At 62.0% G+C, this 22,592-nt stretch carries 15 protein-coding genes and 1 pseudogene; 12 read left to right on the top strand and 4 right to left on the bottom strand.

Annotated elements, in window-relative coordinates:
• Positions 1 to 41: 41 nt before the first annotated feature.
• Positions 42 to 896 carry an MBL fold metallo-hydrolase gene (locus ABID26_RS12880; RefSeq protein WP_126102052.1) on the top strand — a complete coding sequence of 285 codons (855 nt, stop codon included), beginning with the start codon at positions 42 to 44 and terminating at the stop codon, positions 894 to 896.
• Positions 897 to 971: 75 nt separating this feature from the next.
• On the opposite strand, the gene ABID26_RS12875 is transcribed toward ABID26_RS12880, so the two are convergent.
• A complete protein-coding gene (locus ABID26_RS12875) occupies positions 972 to 1,742 on the bottom strand; it encodes a polysaccharide deacetylase family protein (RefSeq protein ID WP_292372149.1) in 771 nt (256 codons plus the stop codon).
• Positions 1,739 to 2,827: a glycosyltransferase family 4 protein gene (locus ABID26_RS12870; protein ID WP_292372147.1), complete on the bottom strand. Its 1,089-nt coding sequence runs from the start codon at positions 2,825 to 2,827 to the stop codon at positions 1,739 to 1,741. The genes ABID26_RS12875 and ABID26_RS12870 overlap by 4 nt, the downstream gene beginning before the upstream one ends.
• A 74-nt stretch (positions 2,828 to 2,901) precedes the next feature.
• Here ABID26_RS12870 and ABID26_RS12865 point away from each other — a divergent pair, with 74 nt between their 5' ends.
• From ABID26_RS12865 to ABID26_RS12835, 7 genes are all read left to right on the top strand, one after another.
• Positions 2,902 to 4,080 (top strand): DUF3095 domain-containing protein, encoded by a 1,179-nt coding sequence (locus ABID26_RS12865; protein ID WP_292372145.1) that lies wholly within the window; start codon positions 2,902 to 2,904, stop codon positions 4,078 to 4,080.
• A 300-nt stretch (positions 4,081 to 4,380) separates the two neighbouring features.
• Complete coding sequence (locus tag ABID26_RS12860) at positions 4,381 to 5,721, top strand: adenylate/guanylate cyclase domain-containing protein (RefSeq protein WP_292372143.1); 1,341 nt, start codon at positions 4,381 to 4,383, stop codon at positions 5,719 to 5,721.
• A gap of 133 nt (positions 5,722 to 5,854) precedes the next feature.
• Complete coding sequence (locus ABID26_RS12855; RefSeq protein WP_292372141.1) at positions 5,855 to 7,750, top strand: ABC transporter ATP-binding protein; 1,896 nt, start codon at positions 5,855 to 5,857, stop codon at positions 7,748 to 7,750.
• Complete coding sequence (locus tag ABID26_RS12850; RefSeq protein ID WP_292372139.1) at positions 7,747 to 9,645, top strand: ABC transporter substrate-binding protein; 1,899 nt, start codon at positions 7,747 to 7,749, stop codon at positions 9,643 to 9,645. The genes ABID26_RS12855 and ABID26_RS12850 overlap by 4 nt, the downstream gene beginning before the upstream one ends.
• 2 nt (positions 9,646 to 9,647) lie before the next feature.
• Positions 9,648 to 10,646 carry an ABC transporter permease gene (locus ABID26_RS12845; protein WP_292300796.1) on the top strand — a complete coding sequence of 333 codons (999 nt, stop codon included), beginning with the start codon at positions 9,648 to 9,650 and terminating at the stop codon, positions 10,644 to 10,646.
• Positions 10,643 to 11,824, top strand: coding sequence for an ABC transporter permease (locus tag ABID26_RS12840; RefSeq protein ID WP_126102044.1), 1,182 nt, complete (start codon positions 10,643 to 10,645; stop codon positions 11,822 to 11,824). The genes ABID26_RS12845 and ABID26_RS12840 overlap by 4 nt, the downstream gene beginning before the upstream one ends.
• 198 nt (positions 11,825 to 12,022) lie before the next feature.
• Positions 12,023 to 12,502 carry a class I SAM-dependent methyltransferase gene (locus tag ABID26_RS12835; RefSeq protein WP_126102043.1) on the top strand — a complete coding sequence of 160 codons (480 nt, stop codon included), beginning with the start codon at positions 12,023 to 12,025 and terminating at the stop codon, positions 12,500 to 12,502.
• A 22-nt stretch (positions 12,503 to 12,524) separates the two neighbouring features.
• Here the strand turns inward: ABID26_RS12835 and ABID26_RS12830 are convergent, their stop codons facing one another.
• Complete coding sequence (locus ABID26_RS12830; RefSeq protein ID WP_292372136.1) at positions 12,525 to 13,940, bottom strand: adenylate/guanylate cyclase domain-containing protein; 1,416 nt, start codon at positions 13,938 to 13,940, stop codon at positions 12,525 to 12,527.
• Positions 13,941 to 13,974: 34 nt separating this feature from the next.
• On the opposite strand from ABID26_RS12830, the gene ABID26_RS12825 reads away from it, so the two are divergent.
• The 3 genes from ABID26_RS12825 (at position 13,975) to ABID26_RS12815 (ending at position 17,156) form a co-directional block, all read left to right on the top strand.
• Complete coding sequence (locus ABID26_RS12825) at positions 13,975 to 14,967, top strand: hypothetical protein (protein WP_354415662.1); 993 nt, start codon at positions 13,975 to 13,977, stop codon at positions 14,965 to 14,967.
• 73 nt (positions 14,968 to 15,040) lie between these two features.
• On the top strand, positions 15,041 to 15,565 hold the full coding sequence (locus ABID26_RS12820; protein ID WP_292372132.1) for a GNAT family N-acetyltransferase: 525 nt from the start codon (positions 15,041 to 15,043) through the stop codon (positions 15,563 to 15,565).
• Between the two features lie 205 nt (positions 15,566 to 15,770).
• A complete protein-coding gene (locus tag ABID26_RS12815; protein ID WP_292372130.1) occupies positions 15,771 to 17,156 on the top strand; it encodes a hypothetical protein in 1,386 nt (461 codons plus the stop codon).
• 105 nt (positions 17,157 to 17,261) lie between these two features.
• Here the strand turns inward: ABID26_RS12815 and ABID26_RS12810 are convergent.
• Positions 17,262 to 19,030, bottom strand: a pseudogene (locus ABID26_RS12810) (adenylate/guanylate cyclase domain-containing protein).
• A gap of 241 nt (positions 19,031 to 19,271) precedes the next feature.
• Here ABID26_RS12810 and ABID26_RS12805 point away from each other — a divergent pair.
• A complete protein-coding gene (locus ABID26_RS12805; RefSeq protein ID WP_292372128.1) occupies positions 19,272 to 22,574 on the top strand; it encodes an ATP-binding protein in 3,303 nt (1,100 codons plus the stop codon).
• Positions 22,575 to 22,592: the final 18 nt, after the last annotated feature.

Raw genomic sequence — 22,592 nt, 5'->3', positions numbered from 1 at the left:
TGTTTGGCTACGATAGGCGACGGGGACTGCGAAGGGCTAGCATGGACGACGACGTTTTCCTGGTCAGATTTTGGGGCGTGCGCGGCAGCATTTCGGTATCGGGGCCAGAATTCTCTCGCTATGGCGGCAACACGATCTGCATTGAGATGCGATGCGGCAAGCATACGCTTCTGTTCGACGCGGGCTCCGGCATACGGCCTGCCGGCTGGGCGCTTCGGGCGTCGGGCGTGAACGATGTCGACCTGCTTTTCACCCATTGCCATTATGATCACATCATCGGCCTGCCGGCTTTTGCGCCGATCTATGACCGGAGCGTCAAGGTTACGCTTTGGTCCGGGCATCTCGCAGGACGCATGACGACCCGGCAGATGGTCGATGAGTTCATTCGCCCGCCGTGGTTTCCGGTGACAATGGACGTTTGCAAGGCTAGCCTCGACTGCCGCGATTTCGTATCCGGAGACGTGCTTCGGCCGCGCGAAGGGGTGGTGATCCGAACCGGCAGTCTTACCCACCCGGGCGGCTGCATAGGCTACCGGGTCGAATGGGGCGGCCGCGTCGTGGCGGTGATCACAGACACCGAACACGAGCCGGACAAGCTCGATCTGGCGGTGCTCGGCCTGATCGAAGATGCCGACCTCGTCATTTACGATTGCACCTACACCGAGGAGGAAATGGAACCCCGCCGCGGCAACGGGCACTCGACATGGCAACAGGGCGTCAAGCTCTGTGAGGCGGCCGGTGCGCGGGGGCTTGCGCTGTTTCACCACGATCCGACTCGCACCGACGAGGAATTGGACGAGATCGAGAAACTGGCCAAAGACAGGTTTGCCGGCGCTTTCGCCGCGCGGGATGGCCAGACGCTCAAATTTCCAGTCTCATTGCACAAAAAGCGCTGAGCTATTTGCCCCTACTTCCTTGTTTTGATGCAATTCCGGACGGAAGGCTACGGCGAAGCCGACGAGCCCGACCGCTCACACTTTTCCTGGAATTGCTCTACCGGCGCTGCGCCCGATCAATGTCCTGATCGGAAGCCATGCGCAGGCTTCAGTCCGTGCGGTGACTGTGAACAGCCGTTCGAGGAAAAGCCAGGCCGATTCATCATGTACGAGATGGTGGGTGAGCAGGCCGACCGGCTCGCCGCCGTCGTGCCGCAATTGCGCGATGATAGCCTGAACCAACAGGTCATGATCGCGGCAGCCGTGCGTGCCATGCCAATCCATGATGTCGACATTGCTGTTGACGACCGCCAGTGAAGCCGGCTTCGGCGGCCCATAGACCGACAATGCCGCAAAGCCTATCGATCCAAGGTCGGATACCAAGCCGGCGTCGATCCTGTTCCAGGGCGGCACCAGCATCGGAACGGCACGTGCGCCGTGCAGGCCGGTCACGTGCGACAGCCCGCGAGCCAGATCGTCGAGCACCGCCTCGCGCGGCCGATGCGCGCCGAGCTCCTGCTTTTTCTGGTCCTCGGGCGCATGATTTCGGTGCGCCCAGCCATGGGTGGCGACCGTGGCATGCGGCGCCTCGTCAAGCCGGACGACAAGCTTCTCATCAGTCAGCGCCGGAATGACGGCCAGAGTGACCGGAACCGCGAATTCAGCGGTGAGGGCGAGCAGCCGATCAAGCGCAGGTGTCGGATCCACGGCGTCATCGTCGCGCAGCCAGAACTCCACCTTACGGCCTGCCCGTTGCCGGCACGCCAGTTCTTCCACCAGGGGCTGCCAGATCTGATCGGATGTCATGAAACCGGGATCTTCGCAAGAAGTCCGGCCAGACGCGCCACTGCGGCACCGAGGGAACGTTCCTCGAGGATGAAACGTCTGGCTTCCGCGGCCATGACGGTTCTTTCGTCGCTACCGGCCAGAAGCCTTTCAATGGCGGAAGCGAACGCAGCCACATCGCCCGGCGGGGTGAGAAGCCCGGTCTGGCCATGCCGCACGACCTCCGGCACGCCGGCGATATCCTGAGCCACCACCGGAAGGCCGGCGGCCTGCGCTTCAAGATAGGCAACGCCATAGGCCTCGCCGCAACCCGGCCAGACGTAAATTCCCCCACTGTAGAGGACATCCGGCACGGCGGCCGGCTCGATCGCGCCAAGCCATTCGATACGGTCGGCGGGCAAGCCGGCGAATTGCGCTTTGACCTCGTCGCGGGCAGGCCCGTCCCCGACAACCGACATGGTCCAGGGCAGATGGCCGATCGGACGGAGCGCTTGCGCCAGCATGCGATAGCTTTCGGCTTTGTCGCCCGGGCGCATCATGGCGACGGTAACGAGGCGCGTCGGACAACCCCGTGCCGGCGTTTCCCGGAACGGCGAGGTGTCGATGAAGGGCGAAAGCATACCGAAAGCGGCGCCGGGAAGCGCCTCTGTCAGTCCCTGACGATCCCTTTGCGTGAAGCAGATGTTCAGCGCTGCCTGTTCGACGGCTCGCACCACCAACGCTTGCGTATCGGCCCACAAGCCGGCGTTGCGCCGCCTCGAATAGGAGGCTTCCGCGGTCACATAGGGGACAGCAAAGGCCGACGCCAGCTCGGGCCCGATCAGATCGGGCGCCTTGTAATAGGGATGATAGCAGAACCAGAGATCGGGCTTGCCGTCACGATCCCAAAGCTTGGTCAACCGCGCGGCTTCCTCTCGGGCCGCGATCTTGAGCGCATCGAAACTTTTCGCTTCCGGTTCGCGTAGATAGAAGCGCAATTCGGATGCCAGTTCGACGCTATGCCCTCCATGCTCCAGCGCCTTGACCAGCATCCGTGCCATCTGGCGGTCGCCGGAGGCAACGGGATCGTTGGGCGACTTCAGCGGCGCGTAGAAGGCAATTCGCATCGCCAGACCCTATCATCGGAAAGCCTGTGCAAGTCAATTTCGAAGCATGATCGACATCACCTTCAAGCAGTGGAATGTGCTATCTGATGCTCATGGAAACAGCTGCCGCGCCCGACCCGTTTGTCGCTTCTTTGCCGGTCTTCGCAAAGTTCGAAAGCGTTGCCGATATCGATAACTATCGTCCCATCCCGGATGGCTGGGCGCTGGCCACCGCCGACATCGTCGGCTCGACCAAGGCGATCGGGGCCGGGCGCTATAAAACCGTCAATATGGCCGGCGCCAGCGTCATTTCGGCGCTGCTCAATGCGCTGGGTCGGCAAGATCTCCCCTTTGTCTTCGGCGGCGACGGCGCGCTCGTGGCGTTTCCGGGCTCGGCGCTGGAGGTCACCCGCAACGCGCTGGCGGCTGTGCAGAGATGGGTGGCGGACGAACTGGACCTGACCTTGCGCGCCGCAATCGTGCCGATAAAGGATATAAGAGCGCAGGGCCTCGACGTTCGGGTGGCGAGGTTCCGGGCCTCCGAAGCGGTCTTCTATGCCATGTTCGCCGGCGGTGGCGGCAGTTGGGCGGAAGCCGAGATGAAAGCGGGGCGCTACCGCATCGATCCTGCGCCGGCCGGCGCGCGGCCGGATTTGACAGGCCTCTCCTGCCGCTGGAACCCGATCGAAGCCCGGCATGGCGAAATCGTCTCGATCATCGCCATACCGGGGGTATCGCGCGACTTGCGCGGTTTTCAGTTTCTGGCTTCCGACATCATCGCCCTTGCCGGCAGGCAGGAACGCGACGGCCACCCGGTGCCGGTGAACGGGCCGGACTACAGTCTACTGCCCGCCGGTCTCGATATCGAGGCGCGGGCCGTGGCACCGGCAGGGCGGCGGTGGCTGGCGAAGCTGTGGGTAGTGTTCCTGATGACGCTTACGGCTGTCACCGATAGATTTGGCTGGACGATCGGCAGTTTCGATCCGAAGGTCTACAAGCGCGACGTGGCGAGCAATTCGGATTTCCGGAAGTTCGACGACGGCTTGAAGATGACCATCGATGTTGACGCGGATGTGCTGCAACGGATCGAGAACCGGCTGAAACAGGCGGAAGAGGCGGGCATCTGCAACTATGGCCTGCACCGCCAGAAATCGGCCTTGATGACATGCCTCGTCGCTTCGCCGCTGCAGCGCGATCACGTTCATTTCATCGACGGCGCCGCCGGCGGTTATGCAATGGCTGCCGCAAGCCTGAAGGCGAAGATGCCGGACTGACGACGGCTTGCGGAAATTCGATTTTCCGCGACTCTTCGAGGAATGGGTCTGATCCCGTCGTTTTTTTCGATGTCAGGATCATGGTTGCAATCCGCCGGCAGCCTCGACACATAATACCCCAGGAAATAGATGCAGTTGCGCCTATCCTTGCCGGCAAGGATAGTCATTCGAGAAATTCTTCGCCGGCTTTTGCCGCCCAAGCCGGCCTCGTTGACTAGGGTCCTATCTTTGGGTCGTTGGCGGACTGTGTTATGGCGGATCAAAGGATAATGGCTCGTCTTCGACGGGTTTGGAGATCGTATGAGCACGGCGCAAGCAGAAATTTCCACCATTCTCATGGATAAGGTTGCCGATTGGCTGAACCAATCGGCTCTGGCGGGCAACGACCTGGAAACATTGGTAAAAGGCTTTTGCGAACGGCTGGCTGCTGCCGGCCTGCCGCTGAAGCGGGTGCATCTGAGCTTTTCGATGCTTCATCCGCTTTATGATGCGCTTGGCTTTACCTGGCTTCGCGGCAAGGGCATGGAAGTGGAAGGCTTCCGCCATAAGGCCGGCTTGCCGTCTGAAAGATTCCTGACCAGCCCATACTACCATCTGCTCAGCAACAAGCTCGAGCATCTGCGACGCCGGCTCGACCCATCGGTGCCGTCGGAGTTTCCTGTTTTCGATGACCTCCGGCTTATCGGCATCACCGATTACATGGCTTTTGTCCTTCCCTTCAGCGGCAACACCAGTCAGGGCATGATGGGGTCCTGGTCCACCGACAGTGCCGCGGGCTTCAGCGACAGCATGATTTCGGCGCTGCTGCGCATCCAGAGCCATCTCGCCATCGCAACCAAGATGGCGGTGCTCACCAAGCTCGCCGACAACATGATGACCACTTATCTCGGCGGCGACGCCGGCAGGCGCGTGCTTGACGGTCAGATCAAGCGCGGCGAGGGCGATACGATCCGGGCCGCGCTGGTCATGGGCGACATGCGCGGGTCGTCAAGGCTTGCCGAAACCTCGGGCCGCGAAATCTATATCGATACGCTGAACCAGTTTTTCGACGCCGTTGCTGCACCTTTCAATCGCAAAGGCGGGCAGATCATGAGTTTCATCGGGGATGGCTTCATTGCCGTCTACCCTTGCGAAAGGCATCGCTCGCAGTCCGAGACCGCCTGCCAGGCTGCTCTTGCGGCAGCGCACAAAGCCGCGGCGCGCATGGTGGATCTCAACCTGCGCAGAAAGGAAGAGGGGTTGTCCGACATAAAATTTGGTATCGGTCTGCATGTCGGCAATGTGATGTTCGGCAATGTCGGGCTTACCGACCGGCTCACATTCTCTGTCTTCGGCTCGGCTGTAAACGAGGTTCAGCGCCTCCAGATCCTGACCAAGAAATATCCGCACAGCGTTCTCGCCAGCAAAGACTTCGCCAGCTATTGCGGCGACAGCAGCTGGCTGACGCTCGGCAACGAGGAACTGCCTGGCATCAAGCAGAAGCTGACGGTGCTTTCACCCGATCTATCGGGCGCTCTCGCACTCGATGAAGACGGTGCGCTGGAGCCGATTTACGACCGAATGTCGGATGCCGAGCAGGTCATGCTGCTTCACCGCGATGCCTCGCGGCTGTCGGCGGGCGACCCGAGGAAGCTCCAGTAACCGCCACGATCAGATCCGAACGCCTCGGTAGCCGCCGGTTACGCCGCCGACGGCCGTTGCGAATCCAAGTTGCTCTGGGCTGGCAATGCGCTAGTCTCGCTTTCTGGACCTGCCAGAGTGGGGCTGGTGTGGAATGAATTCGGGTGTTGATCTGCTGCGGATCGAGGATGTTGGCATCTCCTTTGCCATAATCGGGGGACCGTTGCATGCCGTCAGGCGCGCAAATCTTCGCGTCCTGCCCGGCAAGGTTACCGCGCTTGTGGGCGAGTCAGGTTCCGGAAAATCGGTCCTCAGCCAGGCGGTGATGGGCATTTTGCCAAGCTCGGCCCATGTTCGCGGCCGTATCCTGTTTTCCGATCCTGAAAAGCCCGGCACGACGCAGGATATCCTGCAGATGCCGCGTGATGGACCCGAAATCCGGGCGTTGAGAGGCAGCCGCATCGGCAAGATCTTTCAGGAGCCGATGACATCGCTATCGCCGCTGCACACGATCGGCAACCAGGTTAGCGAATCCCTGCAGATTCATTCGCCTATGGCTCGGGCGGAGTGCAAGGCGCAGACCGAGGAAATGCTCGGCCTTGTCGGCTTTCCCAATCCCAAGCGCGCCTATCACATGTACCCCTTTGAACTTTCGGGAGGATTGCGTCAGCGCGCCATGATCGCCATGGCGCTTATCTGCCGGCCGGCCCTGTTGATCGCCGATGAGCCGACGACGGCGTTGGACGTAACCATCCAGGCGCAAATCCTGCAATTGCTGCGCGGGCTTCAGACCAAGCTGAACATGGCGATGCTGCTGATCACGCACGATCTCGGCGTGGTCGCCAATGTCGCCGACGAGGTGGTGGTCATCTACCATGGCGAGATCATGGAAGCGGGACCTGTCGAGGCGATTTTCCGCCGGCCGGGCCACCCTTACCTGAAGGGCCTGATGGCGGCCGTTCCGCATTTCGACCTGAAGCCTGGCGAAAGGCTAAAGGCGCTCCGTGAGGTGCCGGTGAATGTCGGGAACCTGCTCGGCAAGCAGACGGCGCCGGCATGGAAGGGACCGGACGACATCCTGCTGTCGGTCAGAGATCTGAAAAAGGTCTTCACCATCCACAAGTCCGGATGGTTCGGCGGGGATCATCAAACCACTGTTCGCGCCGTGGACGGCGTGAGCTTCGATATCAGGCGGGGTGAGTGCCTGGGGCTGGTCGGCGAAAGCGGCTCCGGCAAAACCACCGTCAGCAAGATCCTCATGCGGGCTGTCACCCCCAACGGCGGCTCTGTGATCTTCAACGGGCGCGATGGAGCGATCGACGTCTTGCAAGGCGACGGCGACGCCCTGCGCATGCTGCGCGCGAAAATCCAGATGGTCTTCCAGGATCCGGTTTCATCTCTTTCACCTCGCATGACGGTCGAGAACATCTTGAGCGAGCCGCTGGAAATCCATCAACGTGGCAATGCCGCGTCCCGTCTCGCCACGGTCAAGAGCCTGATGCAGGCAATCGGGCTCGATCCGCGCTTCATCAAGCGCTATCCGCACAGTTTCTCCGGCGGGCAGCGTCAGCGTATCGGCATCGCGCGCGCGTTGGCGCTGGGACCTGAACTGCTGATCTGCGACGAGCCGGTTTCGGCGCTCGATGTCTCTGTCCAGGCGCAGATCCTGAACCTTCTGAAGGACCTGCAGAAGGAACTGGGCCTGACCTATCTGTTCATATCCCACAACCTGGCGGTGGTGGACTACATGGCAGACCGCATCGCGGTGATGTGCGGCGGGCGTATCGTCGAGCTTGCGCCGCGCGAAGTTCTGCTCAGGAAACCCGTCCACCCCTACACGCGCTCGCTGGTCGCCGCGGTGCCTTTCCCCGACCTCGACAGGCCGATGGATTTCAAGACGCTGAAGCTCAGCGGCGCTTCCGACACCAGCGCGTGGGGGCCGCAATTCCGCGACGAGGGCGACGAGGACATGCTGTCGCCGCTCGATCTTGGCGGCGGCCACCTCGTGCTGGCCCGACGTTCGGCCGATGTCAGCGAGCTACGCCATTGATCAGCCGGCGCACAGTCCTTGGCTTCATGGCTTCGGCATTTCTGCCGGGCACGTTGCGCGCCGGCGATCTGGAGCCGGAATTTCTTCAGCCGCAACTGAAGGCCAGGGCGCTGCCGGCACTCGCCGAACGCCTGCCCAAGAGCCCGCGCGCGTTGAATCTCGCTGCGATGGGCCGGCAGCCCGGCCAGTATGGCGGTACGCTGCGCACGATCATCGGCAGCCAGAAAGATATCCGGATGATGACGATCTACGGGTATGCTCGCCTGGTCGGCTATGACGAAAAACTCAACATGCAGCCCGACATTCTCGAAAGTTTCGACGTAGCGGATGATCGCGTCTTCACTTTCAAGATACGGGAAGGACACAAATGGTCTGACGGCAGCCTGCTGACGCCAGAGGATTTTCGCTATTGCTGGGAAGATGTCTGGCTGAACGATGAGCTTTCGCAAGGCGGGCTCGCCCCGGTCCTGCTGGCGGACGGCAAGCCGCCGCGCTTCGAGATCGTCGATCCTTTGACGGTCCGTTATAGTTGGGATGCGCCCAATCCCGACTTTCTGCCCAAGCTCGCTGCCGCTTCGCCGCTATCGCTCGTTCTGCCGGCCGCCTATCTCAAGCAGTTCCACAAAAAATACCAGGATCCATTCCGGCTCGCCGGCCTGATGAAGGAGAACCGGGTCCAGAAATGGACGCTCCTGCATATCCGCATGTCGCGGCAGTATCGCCCGGAGAACCCGGATCTGCCGACGCTCGATCCCTGGCGGAACCGGACCAAGCCGCCGGCTGAGCAGTTCGTCTTCGAGCGGAACCCGTTCTTTCATCGAATAGACGAGAATGGCCGGCAACTTCCCTATGTTGACCGGATCGTCATGAATGTCAGCTCGTCGGCGATCATTTCCGCCAAGACCGGTGCGGGCGAGAGCGACCTGCAAGGCATGGGAATTGACTTCGGCGATTACGCCTTCCTGAAGGATGCGGAGAAGCGCTACCCGGTGAAGATGCATCTCTGGAAGCGCACACAGGGCTCGCGGCTGGCGCTGCTGCCCAATCTGAATTGTGCCGACAAGGTGTGGCGTGGCCTTCTTCGCGACGTGCGCGTGCGCCGCGCGCTTTCGCTCGCTGTGGACAGGCGCGAGATCAATCTGGCCGTGTTCTACGGATTGGCGCAGGAAAGTGCCGATACGGTCCTGCCGGAGAGCCCGCTCTACCGGCCGGAATTCGCGAAAGCCTGGGTCGCCCATGATCCGGACCAGGCCAATGCCCTGCTCGACGAGGTCGGGCTTAAGACGCGTGACGATGACGGCCTGCGGATACTTTCCGACGGGCGCCCGGCGCAGATCGTAGTGGAGACGGCCGGCGAAAGCACGCTGGAAACCGACGCGCTCGAACTCATCACCGATCACTGGCGCCAGATCGGCATCGCCCTGTTCATCCGGACTTCGCAGCGCGACATCTTCCGCAGCCGCGCGCTTGGCGGCCAGATCATGATGTCGATGTGGTCGGGCATCGACAATGGCGTGCCGACCGCCGACATGAACCCGTACCAACTGGCCCCCACCATCGACGACCAGCTGCAATGGCCGCTCTGGGGCGCTCACTACTTGTCTCATGGCACGGTCGGTGAGGCGCCCGATCTTCCGCCTGTGGTCGAGTTGATGGCTTTACTCAAGCGCTGGAACGCATCGACCGAAGCCACCGAGCGCGCCGAAATCTGGAATTCAATGCTGTCGATCTACACCGATCAGGTGTTTTCGATCGGCACGGTAAACGGAACGTATCAGCCGGTCCTGGCATCCTCGCGGCTGCGCAATCTGCCTGACAAGGCGCTCTACGGCTACGACCCGACCGCCTATTTCGGTGTCTACATGCCGGATACATTCTGGCTTGGAGAGTCCTGAGCGTGCTTCGATATATTGTCTGGCGCATCGCTGTGATGGTTCCAACGCTGCTGATCATATCGGCGCTGGTGTTCACGATCATCGAACTTCCCCCAGGCGACTACTTCGACAGCTATGTCGCCGAGCTTCGGGCTCAGGGCGAAGCGGTGGATTCCGATCGCATCGAGATGATGCGGAAGGAATATGGCTTCGACAAGCCGCCGGTCATTCGCTACTTCTACTGGGTCGGCGGGATGCTGCACGGCGATTTCGGCTATTCCTTCGAATATGAGTTGCCGGTTCGCGACGTCATCGGGGACCGAATGTGGCTGACCGTGATGGTTTCCTTCGTCACGATCGTCTTCACTTGGCTCATCGCCTTTCCGATCGGCATGTACTCCGCCACGCATCAATACAGCTGGGGCGACTACGGCCTGACTTTCTTCGGCCTTCTCGGGCTTGCCATTCCGAACTTCATGCTGGCGCTGATCCTGATGTATTTCGCCAACATGTGGTTCGGCACGTCCATCGGCCATCTCATGGACCAGCAATATCTCGGCGAGCCGATGAGCTGGGCCAAGGCGAAGTCGATCCTCGCCCATCTCTGGATCCCGGTCTTGATCATCGGCACCGGCGGCACGGCGAGCATGATCCGGAGGCTGCGCGCCAATCTGCTCGACGAGCTTCACAAGCAATATGTCGTGACGGCTCGCGCCAAGGGCCTTCATCCCTTCAAGGCGCTGGTCAAATATCCGCTGCGCATGGCGCTCAATTTCTTCATTTCGGATATAGGCTCTATCCTGCCGGCCATCATCTCCGGCGCCGAAATCACGGCGATCGTGCTGTCTTTGGAAACGACCGGACCGATGCTGATCAAGGCGCTGCAAAGCCAGGACATGTATCTGGCAGGGTCGTTCCTGATGTTCCTCGCCTTCCTGACGGTCATCGGCGTCCTGATTTCCGACCTGGCGCTGGCGCTGCTTGATCCGCGAATTCGATTGCAGGGCGGCAGCACCAAATGAACACCCAATCGCCGCTGCCCGCTCCGGGTGCCCCGCTGCAACACTACGTTTCCATCGCGCCCTTCGACCTGCAGTCGGTCGAGGCGATGACGCCGGAGCAGTCGAAGGTCTTTCAGGCGTCGCAGTTGCGGCTGATGTGGTGGAAATTCCGGCGGCACCGGCTTGCCCTTATATCCGGCATATTCCTGGCAGCGCTTTATTTCGGGATACTGATCTGCGAGTGGCTGGCGCCCTACAATCTGCACACGCGCAACATGGACTACATCTATGCGCCGCCGCAACGGGTGCACCTGTTCCACAACGGCCAGTTCGTCGGGCCCTTCGTCTATGGCCGCCAGATGACGCTGGATATGGACACGCTCAAGCGGAACTACGTCGACAAACAGGACGATGTTCAGCGGATCCGTTTCTTTTGCAAGGGCGACAGTTACCGGTTCTGGGGCCTGATCGAAGGTGACAGGCATTTTGTCTGCCCTGCCGAAAACGGCCAGCTCTTTCTGGCCGGCACTGACAGGCTGGGGCGCGATGTGCTCTCGCGCATCATCTATGGCGCACGGATTTCACTGACAATCGGCCTCGTCGGCATCAGTTTCAGCTTCCTGCTCGGCATAGTCATCGGAGGACTGGCCGGTTATCACGGCGGCATCTTCGACCTGGTCGTTCAACGGATAATCGAAGTTCTGCAATCGATCCCCAGCATTCCGTTATGGATGACTCTGGCGGCGATCATGCCGATAACCTGGAGTCCGATTCTGATCTATTTCGGCATCACCGTCATTCTCGGGCTGCTCGACTGGACCGGACTGGCGCGGGCCGTGCGTTCAAAGCTTCTAGCCTTGCGGGAGGAGGATTACGTTCTGGCCGCGCAATTGATGGGTGCCAGCAGCGGCCGCATTATCCGGCGGCACCTCATTCCCGGCTTCATGTCGCATCTGATCGCGGCGGCGACGATCTCCATACCCGGCATGATCCTGGGCGAGACGGCGCTGAGCTTCCTCGGGCTCGGCCTGAGGGCGCCGATCACCAGTTGGGGTATCCTGCTCACCGAGGCCCGCAGCGTCAGCGTGATCGCGTTCTATCCATGGCTGCTTTTGCCGATACTCCCCGTCATTCTCGTCATCCTGGCGTTCAACTTCCTCGGCGACGGCTTGCGGGACGCCGCAGACCCCTACAAATGAGATCGCTATTCCACCGCGCGGGGTGCCGGTAAGGTCCTTGTCGGCGGCCTGTCCGATTGTTGCAATGTTCATTGTTGGCCTCTATACGCGGCAAGGTCCGATCGGGGTTTATCACGCCGCCCTCGGGTTTCAGCCGCCAAACGCTCTGGTCGGGGGCATTGCCGATTTCGTGGACCGGTTCAGGACATACGATCGCATATGAGTCGCCTCGATAGTTTCATCCGCAGGATGACGGCACAGCGCGACATTCTCGATCAAGTCTGCGCGGAAGTGGCGAAGATGGAGGGGCCGGTGATCGAGTTCGGCCTCGGCAATGGACGGACGTTCCACCATCTGCGCGAGCGCCTGCCCGGACGCCGGATCGTGGCGTTCGACCGCGCGCTTGCCGCACACGCCAGCTCAATTCCCGAGCCTGAAAACCTCGTGCTCGGCGAAATACGCGAGACGGCGATCAGGTTCATCGGCATCGACGCCGCTCTTGTTCACGCCGACATCGGCACCGGCTATGAAGATCGCGATGCAGTGACCGCTACCTGGCTTCCCGATCTGACCGCGCGTCTGCTTCGCGTCGGCGGCATCGCGGTCAGCGGCACGCCGCTCGATCACCCGCGGTTGCAACGCCTCCCGCCGCCGCCCTCGGTGCCTGCCGATCGTTATTTTGTCTGCAGGCGCGTGTGAGGGCCCGAGACGACCGAAGTCTTCAGGGGATCGTATATATCGCTATCTCCCGCTCAATGCCGCGCAGCGAGACTTCGTGGGGCACGGGCGTCAGCGCGTTCCTGTGCAACAGATCGGCGGTAAGATTGTCGTCGACCACCGCACGAGTGGCGAAGATCGCCTGTGCGTTGGCAAGGTTCTGGACCCGCGAGGCAATGTTGACCGTCTGGCCGAAATAGTCCTGTCGCTCATTCATGGACACGGCGATGCAGGGGCCGGCATGGACTCCGATCTTGAGCAGCAGATCCTCGCGACCGCTCTTGTCGTTAAGCGCTCGCATAGCATCGCGCATCCTGAGGGCCGCAGCAATCGCACGATCAGGCGTCGGGAAGGTCGCCATCACCGCATCACCGATCGTCTTCACCACCGCGCCTGCCTCCGCCGCGACGATCTCGTGCAGAACCTGGAAATGCTCGCGCACGAGATCGAAGGCTGAAAGATCGCCCACCCGCTCGTAAAGCTCGGTCGATCCGCGCAGGTCGGTGAACAGGAAGGTGAGGCTGGTGATTTTCAGGCGCTGGTTGATGTCGAGCGTATCCGTGCGATAGAGATCGCGGAACGTCTGGTTGGTGAGCAGGCGCTTGGCGGTCAGGAAGGGCCGGCGTTTGCCCAGGAGATCATGCAATTCCCGGCCGGCGATGAAGACCGTCGGCAGCACGCGGGTGTCGGTCCTGTTTTCCAGCGAAATGCGCAACGGGCCGGGTAGCATCTCCAGCGTCTGGCTCTGGACATGCTCGCGGTCGAAGACCAAAGAGAGGCTTCGGCGCTCCCTTGTTGGTTCGCCCTTGACGTCGATGAACTGCACCGAATGGGTGACCGGCTCGAAGACGATGATGAATTCGGACGGAAGCTGTATGGGCAGAACCGCCCTTTCACCGGGCGCAAGCTCGATATCCTCCAGCGAGAACGCTTCCATCGTTTTCGCGAAATCCTCTTCCGGCAGATCGACGCCGGACCCCCAGTAGATCTGGCGGAAATATTCCACCAACGGCAGTTCGTGTGGATTGTGGGCGGCAATCCTGCGCACGCGGGGACTGACGGTGAACGTCACCTCGACCATCTCGTCGAGGGTTGGCGAATAGCCCTCGGAGCACAGCGCGCAGGTGTATTCGTCCTTCTGCAGGGTTTTCAGCGTGGCGTTGGTGTCGAGCACGCCGCCACAGCCGGGGCATAGAACATTCCAGGAAATGTCGAAGATGCCCACCCGCGCCGCATGGAGAAAGGCGCTTATGGTGCGTTCCTCGTCGAGGCCATGCTTGCTGGCGAAGGCCGGCGCGTTGATGCGGCAAAGTTCGCGTTCCTTGCCCTCCGTAACGGTTCGCTTGATCGCGTCGATTGCCTGTGGATCGACGTCGGTCGATTGCCGCAGAAGCGAGAACAGATCCTGAGCTTCGTTCATCGTGCAGGCTCCGGAAAATGCGCCCCGAGCCGTGTTGACCGGCCGGTCCTCGGTCCGGGCGTTCCATCTTACTTCGAAACGGGCCGTACGGCCATTCGAATGGATAAGCCTGGTGACAGTTCAATTTCCGTTCGGCGGATTTTCACCGGCCGCAAGCGGCACTATGATGGTCCCTAGGGCATTCATCTTTGGGGCTTCTCCCATGCCGACATCCGACAACCCGCCATTTCCCGCGGCCCTGCGGCTTTTCTCGGCGGTTGTCATCATCGTCCTGATCGTAGGCGCCGGCCTGTTTTTCGCGCCTGTGCTGGTCAAGCCGCGCTGGCCCTGGGCCGTCACGCCGTTCAATGCCCGCTTCCTCGGGGGCTTCTACACGGCCGAAATGGTGGTGATGGCGGCGCTGCTGCTCTGGAATCGCTGGTCGCCCGGCAGGCTCGTGCTCGTTATGGCCTTCATCTTCACCGTCATCGTGTCGGGGGCCTCGTTCGCCAATCTCGGCTATTTCAACTTCGAGCGCAAAGCGCCCTGGCTCTGGTTTTTGGTCTATCTGGGCTCGGTCGCTGTATCCGGGCTGTTCCTGTGGCGGACCAGGGCCCGTCCTTCTGCAAAAGGCGCGGCCTTAAATCCCGCATGGCGCGGCTACATGGCCGTGGAATCGGCGATCCTTGGGCTCTATGGCGTCGGCCTGCTGCTGTTTCCCCTGACATTCGGCGGCTTCTGGCCATGGCCGGTCGATAGCTTCCACGCTCAGGTCTACAGCGCCATTTTCCTCGCCGGTGCCGGCGGTACATATCTCGTCTGGAGAAGCGCGCCGCGCGAGGAACTGCTGGTGCTCGGCCTGGCGCAGTTTCTGGTTGGCCTGCTTGCCATCCTTGGCCTCGCCCTCACCGACGCTGCGGTGCACCGGATCGACTGGAGGGCGATGGGGACATTGTCGTGGCTCGCCCTTTTCGGGTGGATCGGCGTCAGCGGCGTCTTTAAACTCTACGCCGCCTCCCGGTATTTTAGCTCGCAATCGGCATCATAGGTTGCAGAGACGGCTGGATTTTCAGGTGCCGTCCGGTGCATCGTGCCGGGCCGATTGTCTTCGCCGGAACGCCATGACCAGCACGACCTCGCCATCCTCCGAGAAAATCCGGCCGCAGCTCCGGTCAGTCCGGCCAAGCGACGCGGAGGCGCTTTGCGCTATCTTCAACATGCCGGGCTTCCGCCGGGGCACGCTCAGGATGCCCTTCGAGATGGTGGAGCAGGTGGAGCGGCGCATCGCCAAGTCCGGCCAGGAGACCACCTGGATCGTTGCGGAATTGGACGGCAAGGTCGTCGGCCATGGCAGGCTGGTCGTGCAGGGTTCGCCGCGCCGTTCGCATGTCGGCGAGATCAATATCGGCCTTGACGATGCCTTTGTCGGCAAGGGTATCGGCTCTGCCATACTTGGCGCGCTGCTTGACGTGGCCGACAACTGGCGCGCCCTGAAGCGGGTCGAATTGACCGTCTATGCCGACAACAAACCGGCCATCCGTCTCTACACAAGCCACGGCTTCGAGGTCGAAGGCCGGCATGTGAAGGCCGGTTTTACCGACGGGCAGTACCAAGACCTCCTGAGCATGGCCCGGCTGCGGTTCTGAGTCCCGCTGTTTGGCCCTGACTGTTTAGCCGTCTAACAGTTCGCGCCGAGACCCGCGAACAGGTGATTGCTGGAGAACTCCGTTGGATACGGTCAATTTCGTCTCACACCATCTTGATCGAATTGACGATCTTCGTGTGGCCGGCCGCATCCAGCAAGTCTGGTCTCCCTTGGCGTTTGCACCGCAAAGCGGCTAGACGAAACCAATGACCGCCGCAGTTGACCCTATCCCTACGCCTCCGGTGGAAATTCTGGCTGTGCTGTCGCTGCTCTGCCCGGAAGTCGTGCGTGACATCGAGCAGAACTGGAATGCACCGGTTTCCGATTACGCCCGCCATCTGTGGCGGCCGGTGGCAAAGCCCGCATCGGGCCCGGCGATCGCTGCCCGCTCGATCCTGCGCGAAGTCCTGCATCGGCGCCTTGGTGTGATCATGCAGCCCGAAGAGATCGGCAAGGCCCTCGAAGAATTCGAGCAGAGACCGGTGATTCAGGCCGGCCTGCATTGCTTGCTTCTGATGGACCGGATCACCTTCGATGCCCTCCTGCTTGCCTGGCTCGGCGCGGTCGAAAACGGGCTGTCGGCCTTCTTCGGCTTCATGGGAACGACGATGACCATGGAGACAATTGGCCGGGAGGGGCCGGGATGGCTCGATGTCGGCGACGACAAGGTCAACCTGTTTGGCATGGGGCGCCACAAACTGTGCCGCAAAAGCGCCTGCGCGGCCGGTCCCGTCACTCTCAACAAGCGCGCGCTCGAAGCGGTGGGCGACGAGACGGATGCCAGCCGCTGGCTGGGCACACTGCTTGCCAGCCAGGACAAGGTGTTTGGAACCGCCGCCGATGCGCTGACGGCCCTCAACGAGGATCTGGTCGCCGATTGGGATCGTTCCGGCTTGGCTCTGCCGGTTTTCATCGATGATCGGCTCGCCGCGGCTGCCATGGCGCGGCATCTGGAATATGACGGCAGCCTTCTTTCGAGGCTGCTGATTGAGCCCGCAAGGCGCCAGCGTCTCGAACGTGCCTTAAAAGAGGCCGCATCGGGCCCGTTTGGCAGATTCCTGCCCGATGCCACGGCCTATTTCTGGGGCATCCGCAAGGAGCGCGTGCGCAAGCTCGTCCTCGAGAACGGGTACCTGATCGAGCCCGACAGGCCGCATGGTCTTTCCATCCCGTTCGAGCGGCCGCATCTCAAGCAGGCGCTGCTGGACGGCGTGCTGCTGCCGAACCTGTTCCTGACGTTCCTCGTCCTCGCCATATTGCCGCGCGTGCGGGTTGTGGGCGGCCTGAGACAGATTGGCTATGTGGCGCTTTTCCACTCGATCCTGTTGGCTGCGCTGGATGAAAACGCGCCGGAAGAGCGCGATCTGGCTGCGGAGCTGCAGGTTCGGGAAAATGCCTGGGGCATGCGGGTCATCGATGAAAAGATATCGGTCCGCGAGCAGCTTGCCGGCCTGCCGGAACGGGCGCTCTTCCCGGAACTGCTCCGGCAATATCGTTTCCGGACATTTGCCGACACGACCGACAACTTGAAACTGGTTCGCGAGGACTCCCGGTGGCGCAAGATCGGCCTGGCGGAGATCAAAGCGACCTGAGCGTCGCTTCAGGCCTCAACGGCAATCGAACGGAAAACAAACGGTCGCGGAGGGTCCATCGCGATCGGCTGCAGTTCAAGGCCTAACCTGACAAGGCCTCACCGGTCATTGCACAATACCGGCCTTGCGGAGCCCCTCCACCACGAGTTCGAAATCGGCAGGGTTCTTGTAGGGCAAGACTCTGCGACGGTAGTCCAGCGAATAGTCGGGATTGACGCGAAGCACCTCCTGCCAGGCCGTGCGGGCCTCGGCGAAACGGCCCAGATGGCCGTAGCTGGCGGCCAGGAGCGCGCGCGAGACGTCGGTGACAGCGTTGCGAGCCAGCCGTTGCATCAAGAGGTCAACGGCCTCCTCGTACCTTCCTAGTTGAAACGAGGCCAAAGCCTGGAAGTGCAGAAGCACATCCGGAAAGTATGGATTCAAGGCCTTCCCCCGGGCGAAGCTCTCGAGGGCCTCCTCGGACCTGCCCGAATAGTACAGCGCCTCGCCGAGGATGACGTGCCCTTCGGCGAAGTTCGGATTGAGGACTATCGCGCGCTCGGCCTCGTTGATGGCCCCATCGTGCCGTCGTGTGTACAGCTTGACGATAGCCAGCGCCCAGTGCGCCCAGGGATCGCTGTCATCCAGCATTACCGCTCGCGTTGCGACCTCTTCCGCTTGCGCCATCGATTCCGGCGGCGACGCACTCCACCTGTTCAGGTAATCGAGCCCGTGCGTGAGGGCGAGGAAGGCGTGGGCAGAGGCAAACTCCGGATCCTGTTCGATGGCACGTTGCAAGAGGTCGCGGGCTGCGATGTTCGTCTCCTTCGTCAGCCGGTACCACAGCTCTCGACCCCGCAGGAAACAGTCATACGCCTCGATGTTGCGCGGGTGCTCGGGCGCCAGCCGCTGACGGTCACCCTCAGTCAGATTGAGCGCCAGCGCACCGACGATCTGCTGCGTCACGTCGTCCTGCACGGCGAATATGTCGGTCAGGTCGCGATCGAACCGCTCCGCCCAAAGATGGCCGCCCGAGGTCGCATCGATGAGCTGCGCGGTGATGCGCACCCTGTTCCCCGACTTGCGTACGCTGCCCTCAAGTACATGCCGCACGCCGAGCTTCTTGCCCACCTCCTGCACTTGGACGTTCTGGCCCTTGAAGGTGAACGACGAATTGCGTGCGATGACGAAGAGCTGCGACAGTTTGGACAGCGCCGTGATGATGTCTTCAGAGATGCCGTCGGCGAAGTAATCCTGTTCGGCGTCACCGCTCATGTTGGCGAACGGCAGGACGGCGATCGACAGTTTCGGCGGCGCTGCCGTCGCCGGCCGGCCCGTCGCGGTTTCCGAGGTCGCGGCCGCCTTGGTCCCGGCGCCGACTTGCAGCGAATAAACCCGGATCGGCTCGGCGATGTTCTTGAGCTGTGTGCTGCCGAGATCGCTGACCGAGAGGTCGAGCCTCGCCTTGACCTGGCGATAGGCATCCTCGGACAGGCAGATGGCGCCCGGCGCCGCGACGCCCTCCAAACGCGAGGCGATGTTGACGCCGTCGCCCATCAGGTCGCCGTCGCTTTCTTCGACCACATCCCCCAGATGAATACCGATCCTGAACTCGATGCGGCGGTCCTGCGGCACGCCGGCATTGCGCTCGACCATACCGTTTTGAACCTCAACGGCGCAGCGCACGGCATCGACCACGCTGCGAAACTCAACCAGCGCCCCATCCCCTGTGCGCTTGATCACCCGCCCGTGGTGCACGGTGATGGTCGGATCGTCAGGTCGCTGCGCAGCGCCCGCAATCTCGCCAAGGTACGATCTTCGTCCGCGCCCGCGAGCCGGCTGTATCCGACCACATCTGCAGCCAGGATTGCGACCAGCTTACGATTTTCGCTCATGGGTCCGTCACCTCATCTCCACGATAGCAGGAGACGGAGGGTAAGAGGGAACTTTCGCAAAAGACGGCCACGCAGCCGCCCGAATCGGCGGCGCTCTGCCACCGGACCTGCACGGATCGCTCGATGCCATTTGCGCTGCCGCTTGCTGGTCGACGGTTATCGGTTCATCCTTGTGAATATTGCGGCCGTGAAATGGCGTAGCGAGGTCACGCCGTCACGGCCCCAAGTGAGGTCTTGTTCCATGGACTGCTCGGGCTGCGGTTTCGAGGTTGAGGGCGGTTACGCCTTCTGTCCGAGGTGTGGCAGGCGCCAGCCCGTGCCATGCGCCAGTTGCGGCTACCTCTGCGCACCTGATTTCGAGTTCTGTCCGAAATGTGGGGCAAGCGTCGGTGCGCCGGCAAAAGCCGTCGAACGGCCTGCTCCGACACCGAGCCGGACCATTGTGCCGCCTTCTCGAACTCCGTCGCTGCTTCCGAACATCGAAAGCGAAGAAGGGCTGCATCCCGTCTCTGATGCCGATCGCAGGACGGTAACGGTCCTGTTCGCCGACCTTTGCGGCTTCACCACGCTCAGCGAGCAGCTCGACCCCGAGGTGATGCAAGCGCTGCAGAACGAACTGTTCAAGGAATTGACGGCGGCCGTGCGAAGCTTCGGTGGTTTCGTCGACAAATTCATTGGCGATGCGCTGCTCGCTTTGTTCGGTGCGCCGGTCGCGCATGAGGACGATCCGGAACGCGCGCTTCGCGCCGCTCTCGACATGATCGCCCGGACGGCGCGGCTCGGCCAAAGCACCTCCTCCTATTCCGGCTCGCCTCTGTTGCTCCACATCGGCATAAACACTGGTACGGTCGTCACTGGCGGATTGGGCATCGGCACCGCCAAATCCTATTCGGTGACCGGCGACACGGTGAATACGGCGCAACGCCTGCAATCGCTGGCTGCACCGGGTGAGGTGCTGGTAGGCGAGCTCACTCACAGGCTGACCCGGCATGCTTTCGCCTACGAGCCGCTGGGTGATGTCGTGCTTCGCGGCAAGGCCGGCAGTGTTCTCGTCCATCGACTGGATGCACCGCTTGCGGCGCCGCGCGCAGCGCGCGGACTCGAGGCGCTCGGCCTCAGCGCGCCAATGATAGGTCGTGGTGCGGAGCTCCAGAGAATGCTGGCGAGCCTTGACCAGGCGTGCAGCGGCTCGGCGCAACTTGTCCGCCTCGTCGGAGAAGCCGGTATCGGAAAATCGCGGCTGGTGAAGGAGTTCGTCGCCCGCGTCGGCGACGAGGATCGTTTTCGCAATGTCGCCGTGCGGCAGGCCACGTGCTCACCGCTGGGCGAACAATCATTTGGCGCCTTGGGCGCAGTGATGCGCAGCGCTGCCGGGATGATGCAAAACGACAATGGGGACGAAATGCGGGGGAAGCTCGCAGCCTTGCTTACCGATCTCGGTCTGCAGGGCGAAGAGGCGCAGCGGCTGATGCCTTTGCTCTACCATGTGCTTGGCCTTGGCGACCCCGATGCTACGTTGCAGCATGTCGAGCCCGAGCAGCTGCGGCGGCAAATTCTCTATGCAGTCCGCACAATCGTCGAACGGCGGCTTGCATTGTCGCCGCTGTTGATCGTCGTCGAAGACCTGCACTGGGCCGACGCCGCTTCGCTCGAGGCACTGCGTTTCGTGATGGACAGGTTGGAACGCACGCGGTTGATGGTGCTGGTCACGCATCGGCCGGCGCCGGACAGTGGCCAGCTCGATTCAAGTCGGGTCAGTCACACAGCGCTCAGGCTTTCACCGCTCAACAGTGGTGACGGACGCAGCTTGCTGGCGGCGCTTTTCGGCGAGAGCTGGGTAAAGTCCGCAGGAGGGCTTCTCGACCAGATCCTCGAGCGCGCGGGCGGCAACCCCCTTTTTATAGAGGAGATCGTTCGCGGCCTTATCGATCGCGGTGTACTGACGCGCGAGGGCCAGCGATGGCGGACCGTGGGGGGCGAAGTCGCAACCGGCATTCCCGCCACCATCCAGGCAATGCTGCTTGCTCGCGTCGACCGGCTGCCCCAGGAGGTGCGCCGGTTGGCCCAGGAGGCCGCGGTGATCGGCCCGCGCTTCGATGCCACACTTTTGAAAGCCGTGACAGCCGACCCTGGCCGGCTGGAAGCCGGCTGCGAGCTGCTTTGCGATGCCGAAATCATCGAGGAAGTCGCCGGATCGGGCTCGGTCTCGTCGCAAAGCTACCGCTTTACGCAAACATTGCTGCAGGACGTGATCTACCAGAATCTGCTCCTGCAACGCCGGACCGACATTCACGGGCGGGTCGGTGCCGGCTTGGAGCGAATGTGCGGCGACAAGCCGGAACGGCTCGAGGATTTGACCGTGCTCGGCCATCACTTCGCACAGAGCGCCGAGCGGGAGAAGGGCGCGCAATACCTGCAGGCGGCGGGCGATCGCGCTCGCATGATATACGCCAACGATGACGCCCTTCGTTTCTACGAGCGAGCACTGACCGCGTTGGGCGCGATCGGGCAAACGCCGCTCAAACTGGCAATTGCAGAAAGCATTGCCGATTTGAGCGGCCCGGCAGGCCGCCGCGAAATCGCGCATCACCACTACGAGACGGTGTTGCAGGCATACCGCGACGCAGCCGATCGTGTCGCTTCGGCGCGAGTTTTGCGCAAGATCGGTCGGCTGCTCTGGGACGTCGGCAAGCGGGACAGCGCCGAATCCCGCTACGCTGAAGCCGCAGCGCTCCTCGATGGAGCGGATGCCCCGATCGAGCAGGCGCATCTGTGGCAAGAACGTGGCCGACAGGCGTTCCGTAGCGGAGATCACGCTCTCGCGGCAAAATGGGCGGACGCGGCGCTGGACGGCGTACGCACTCTGACAACGGAGCATGTCTCCGAGGTAGGGCGTGATGCCACTCTTGTGACCGCCGAGGCACTCAACACCAAGGCTGTCGCGCTGGCTCGCCTTGGGCGAAACCTTGAAGCGGTGCGTCAGATTGAGCGTAGCATTGAATTGGCCGAAGACGCCGGTCTGCTGGGAGCGGCCTGCCGCGGCTACACCAATCTCGGCGTGCTTTACACGACCATCAATCCGGCGCAGGCCATAGAGGTCTGTCGGCGCGGTCTTGAAGTGGCGCGCCGCATTGGTGATTTGGGTTTCCAGGCGCGCCTCCTCGCCAATCTGGCGGTCGCTTGTTGTACTTTCACCGATCGCTGTCCAACGGAGGGCGTGCCTGCCGCGGAGAAGGCCATCGAGATCGACCGGGCGCTCGACCAGCGCGAGCACCTGCCGGTGCCGTTGATCGTGCTTGGGCAGATCCACCAGTGCAACGGCCGTCCGGAACTGGCGGTTGGCTTGTTCCACCAAGCACTGGACGTAGCCCGCGAAACGGGCGAGCCCCAACTGCTGTTTCCGTGCTATGATGGTCTGGCAACGCTCAATCTCGACCTCGACAATCTGGCCGAGGCCGAACGCTACTTTTCCCTGGCGCAGGGTATATGCGCCCAGCACGGGCTCGACCCGGAAGCGCTTGTGGTGCTGCCTTTTCTCGATTAGCCGGGCGGGAGGTTGAAA

The organism is Mesorhizobium shonense, assembly GCF_040545255.1.
Lineage (GTDB): Bacteria > Pseudomonadota > Alphaproteobacteria > Rhizobiales > Rhizobiaceae > Mesorhizobium > Mesorhizobium shonense.
Note: the sequence above shows the minus strand (reverse complement) of the source record. Positions and strands in the feature narration are given on the sequence as shown.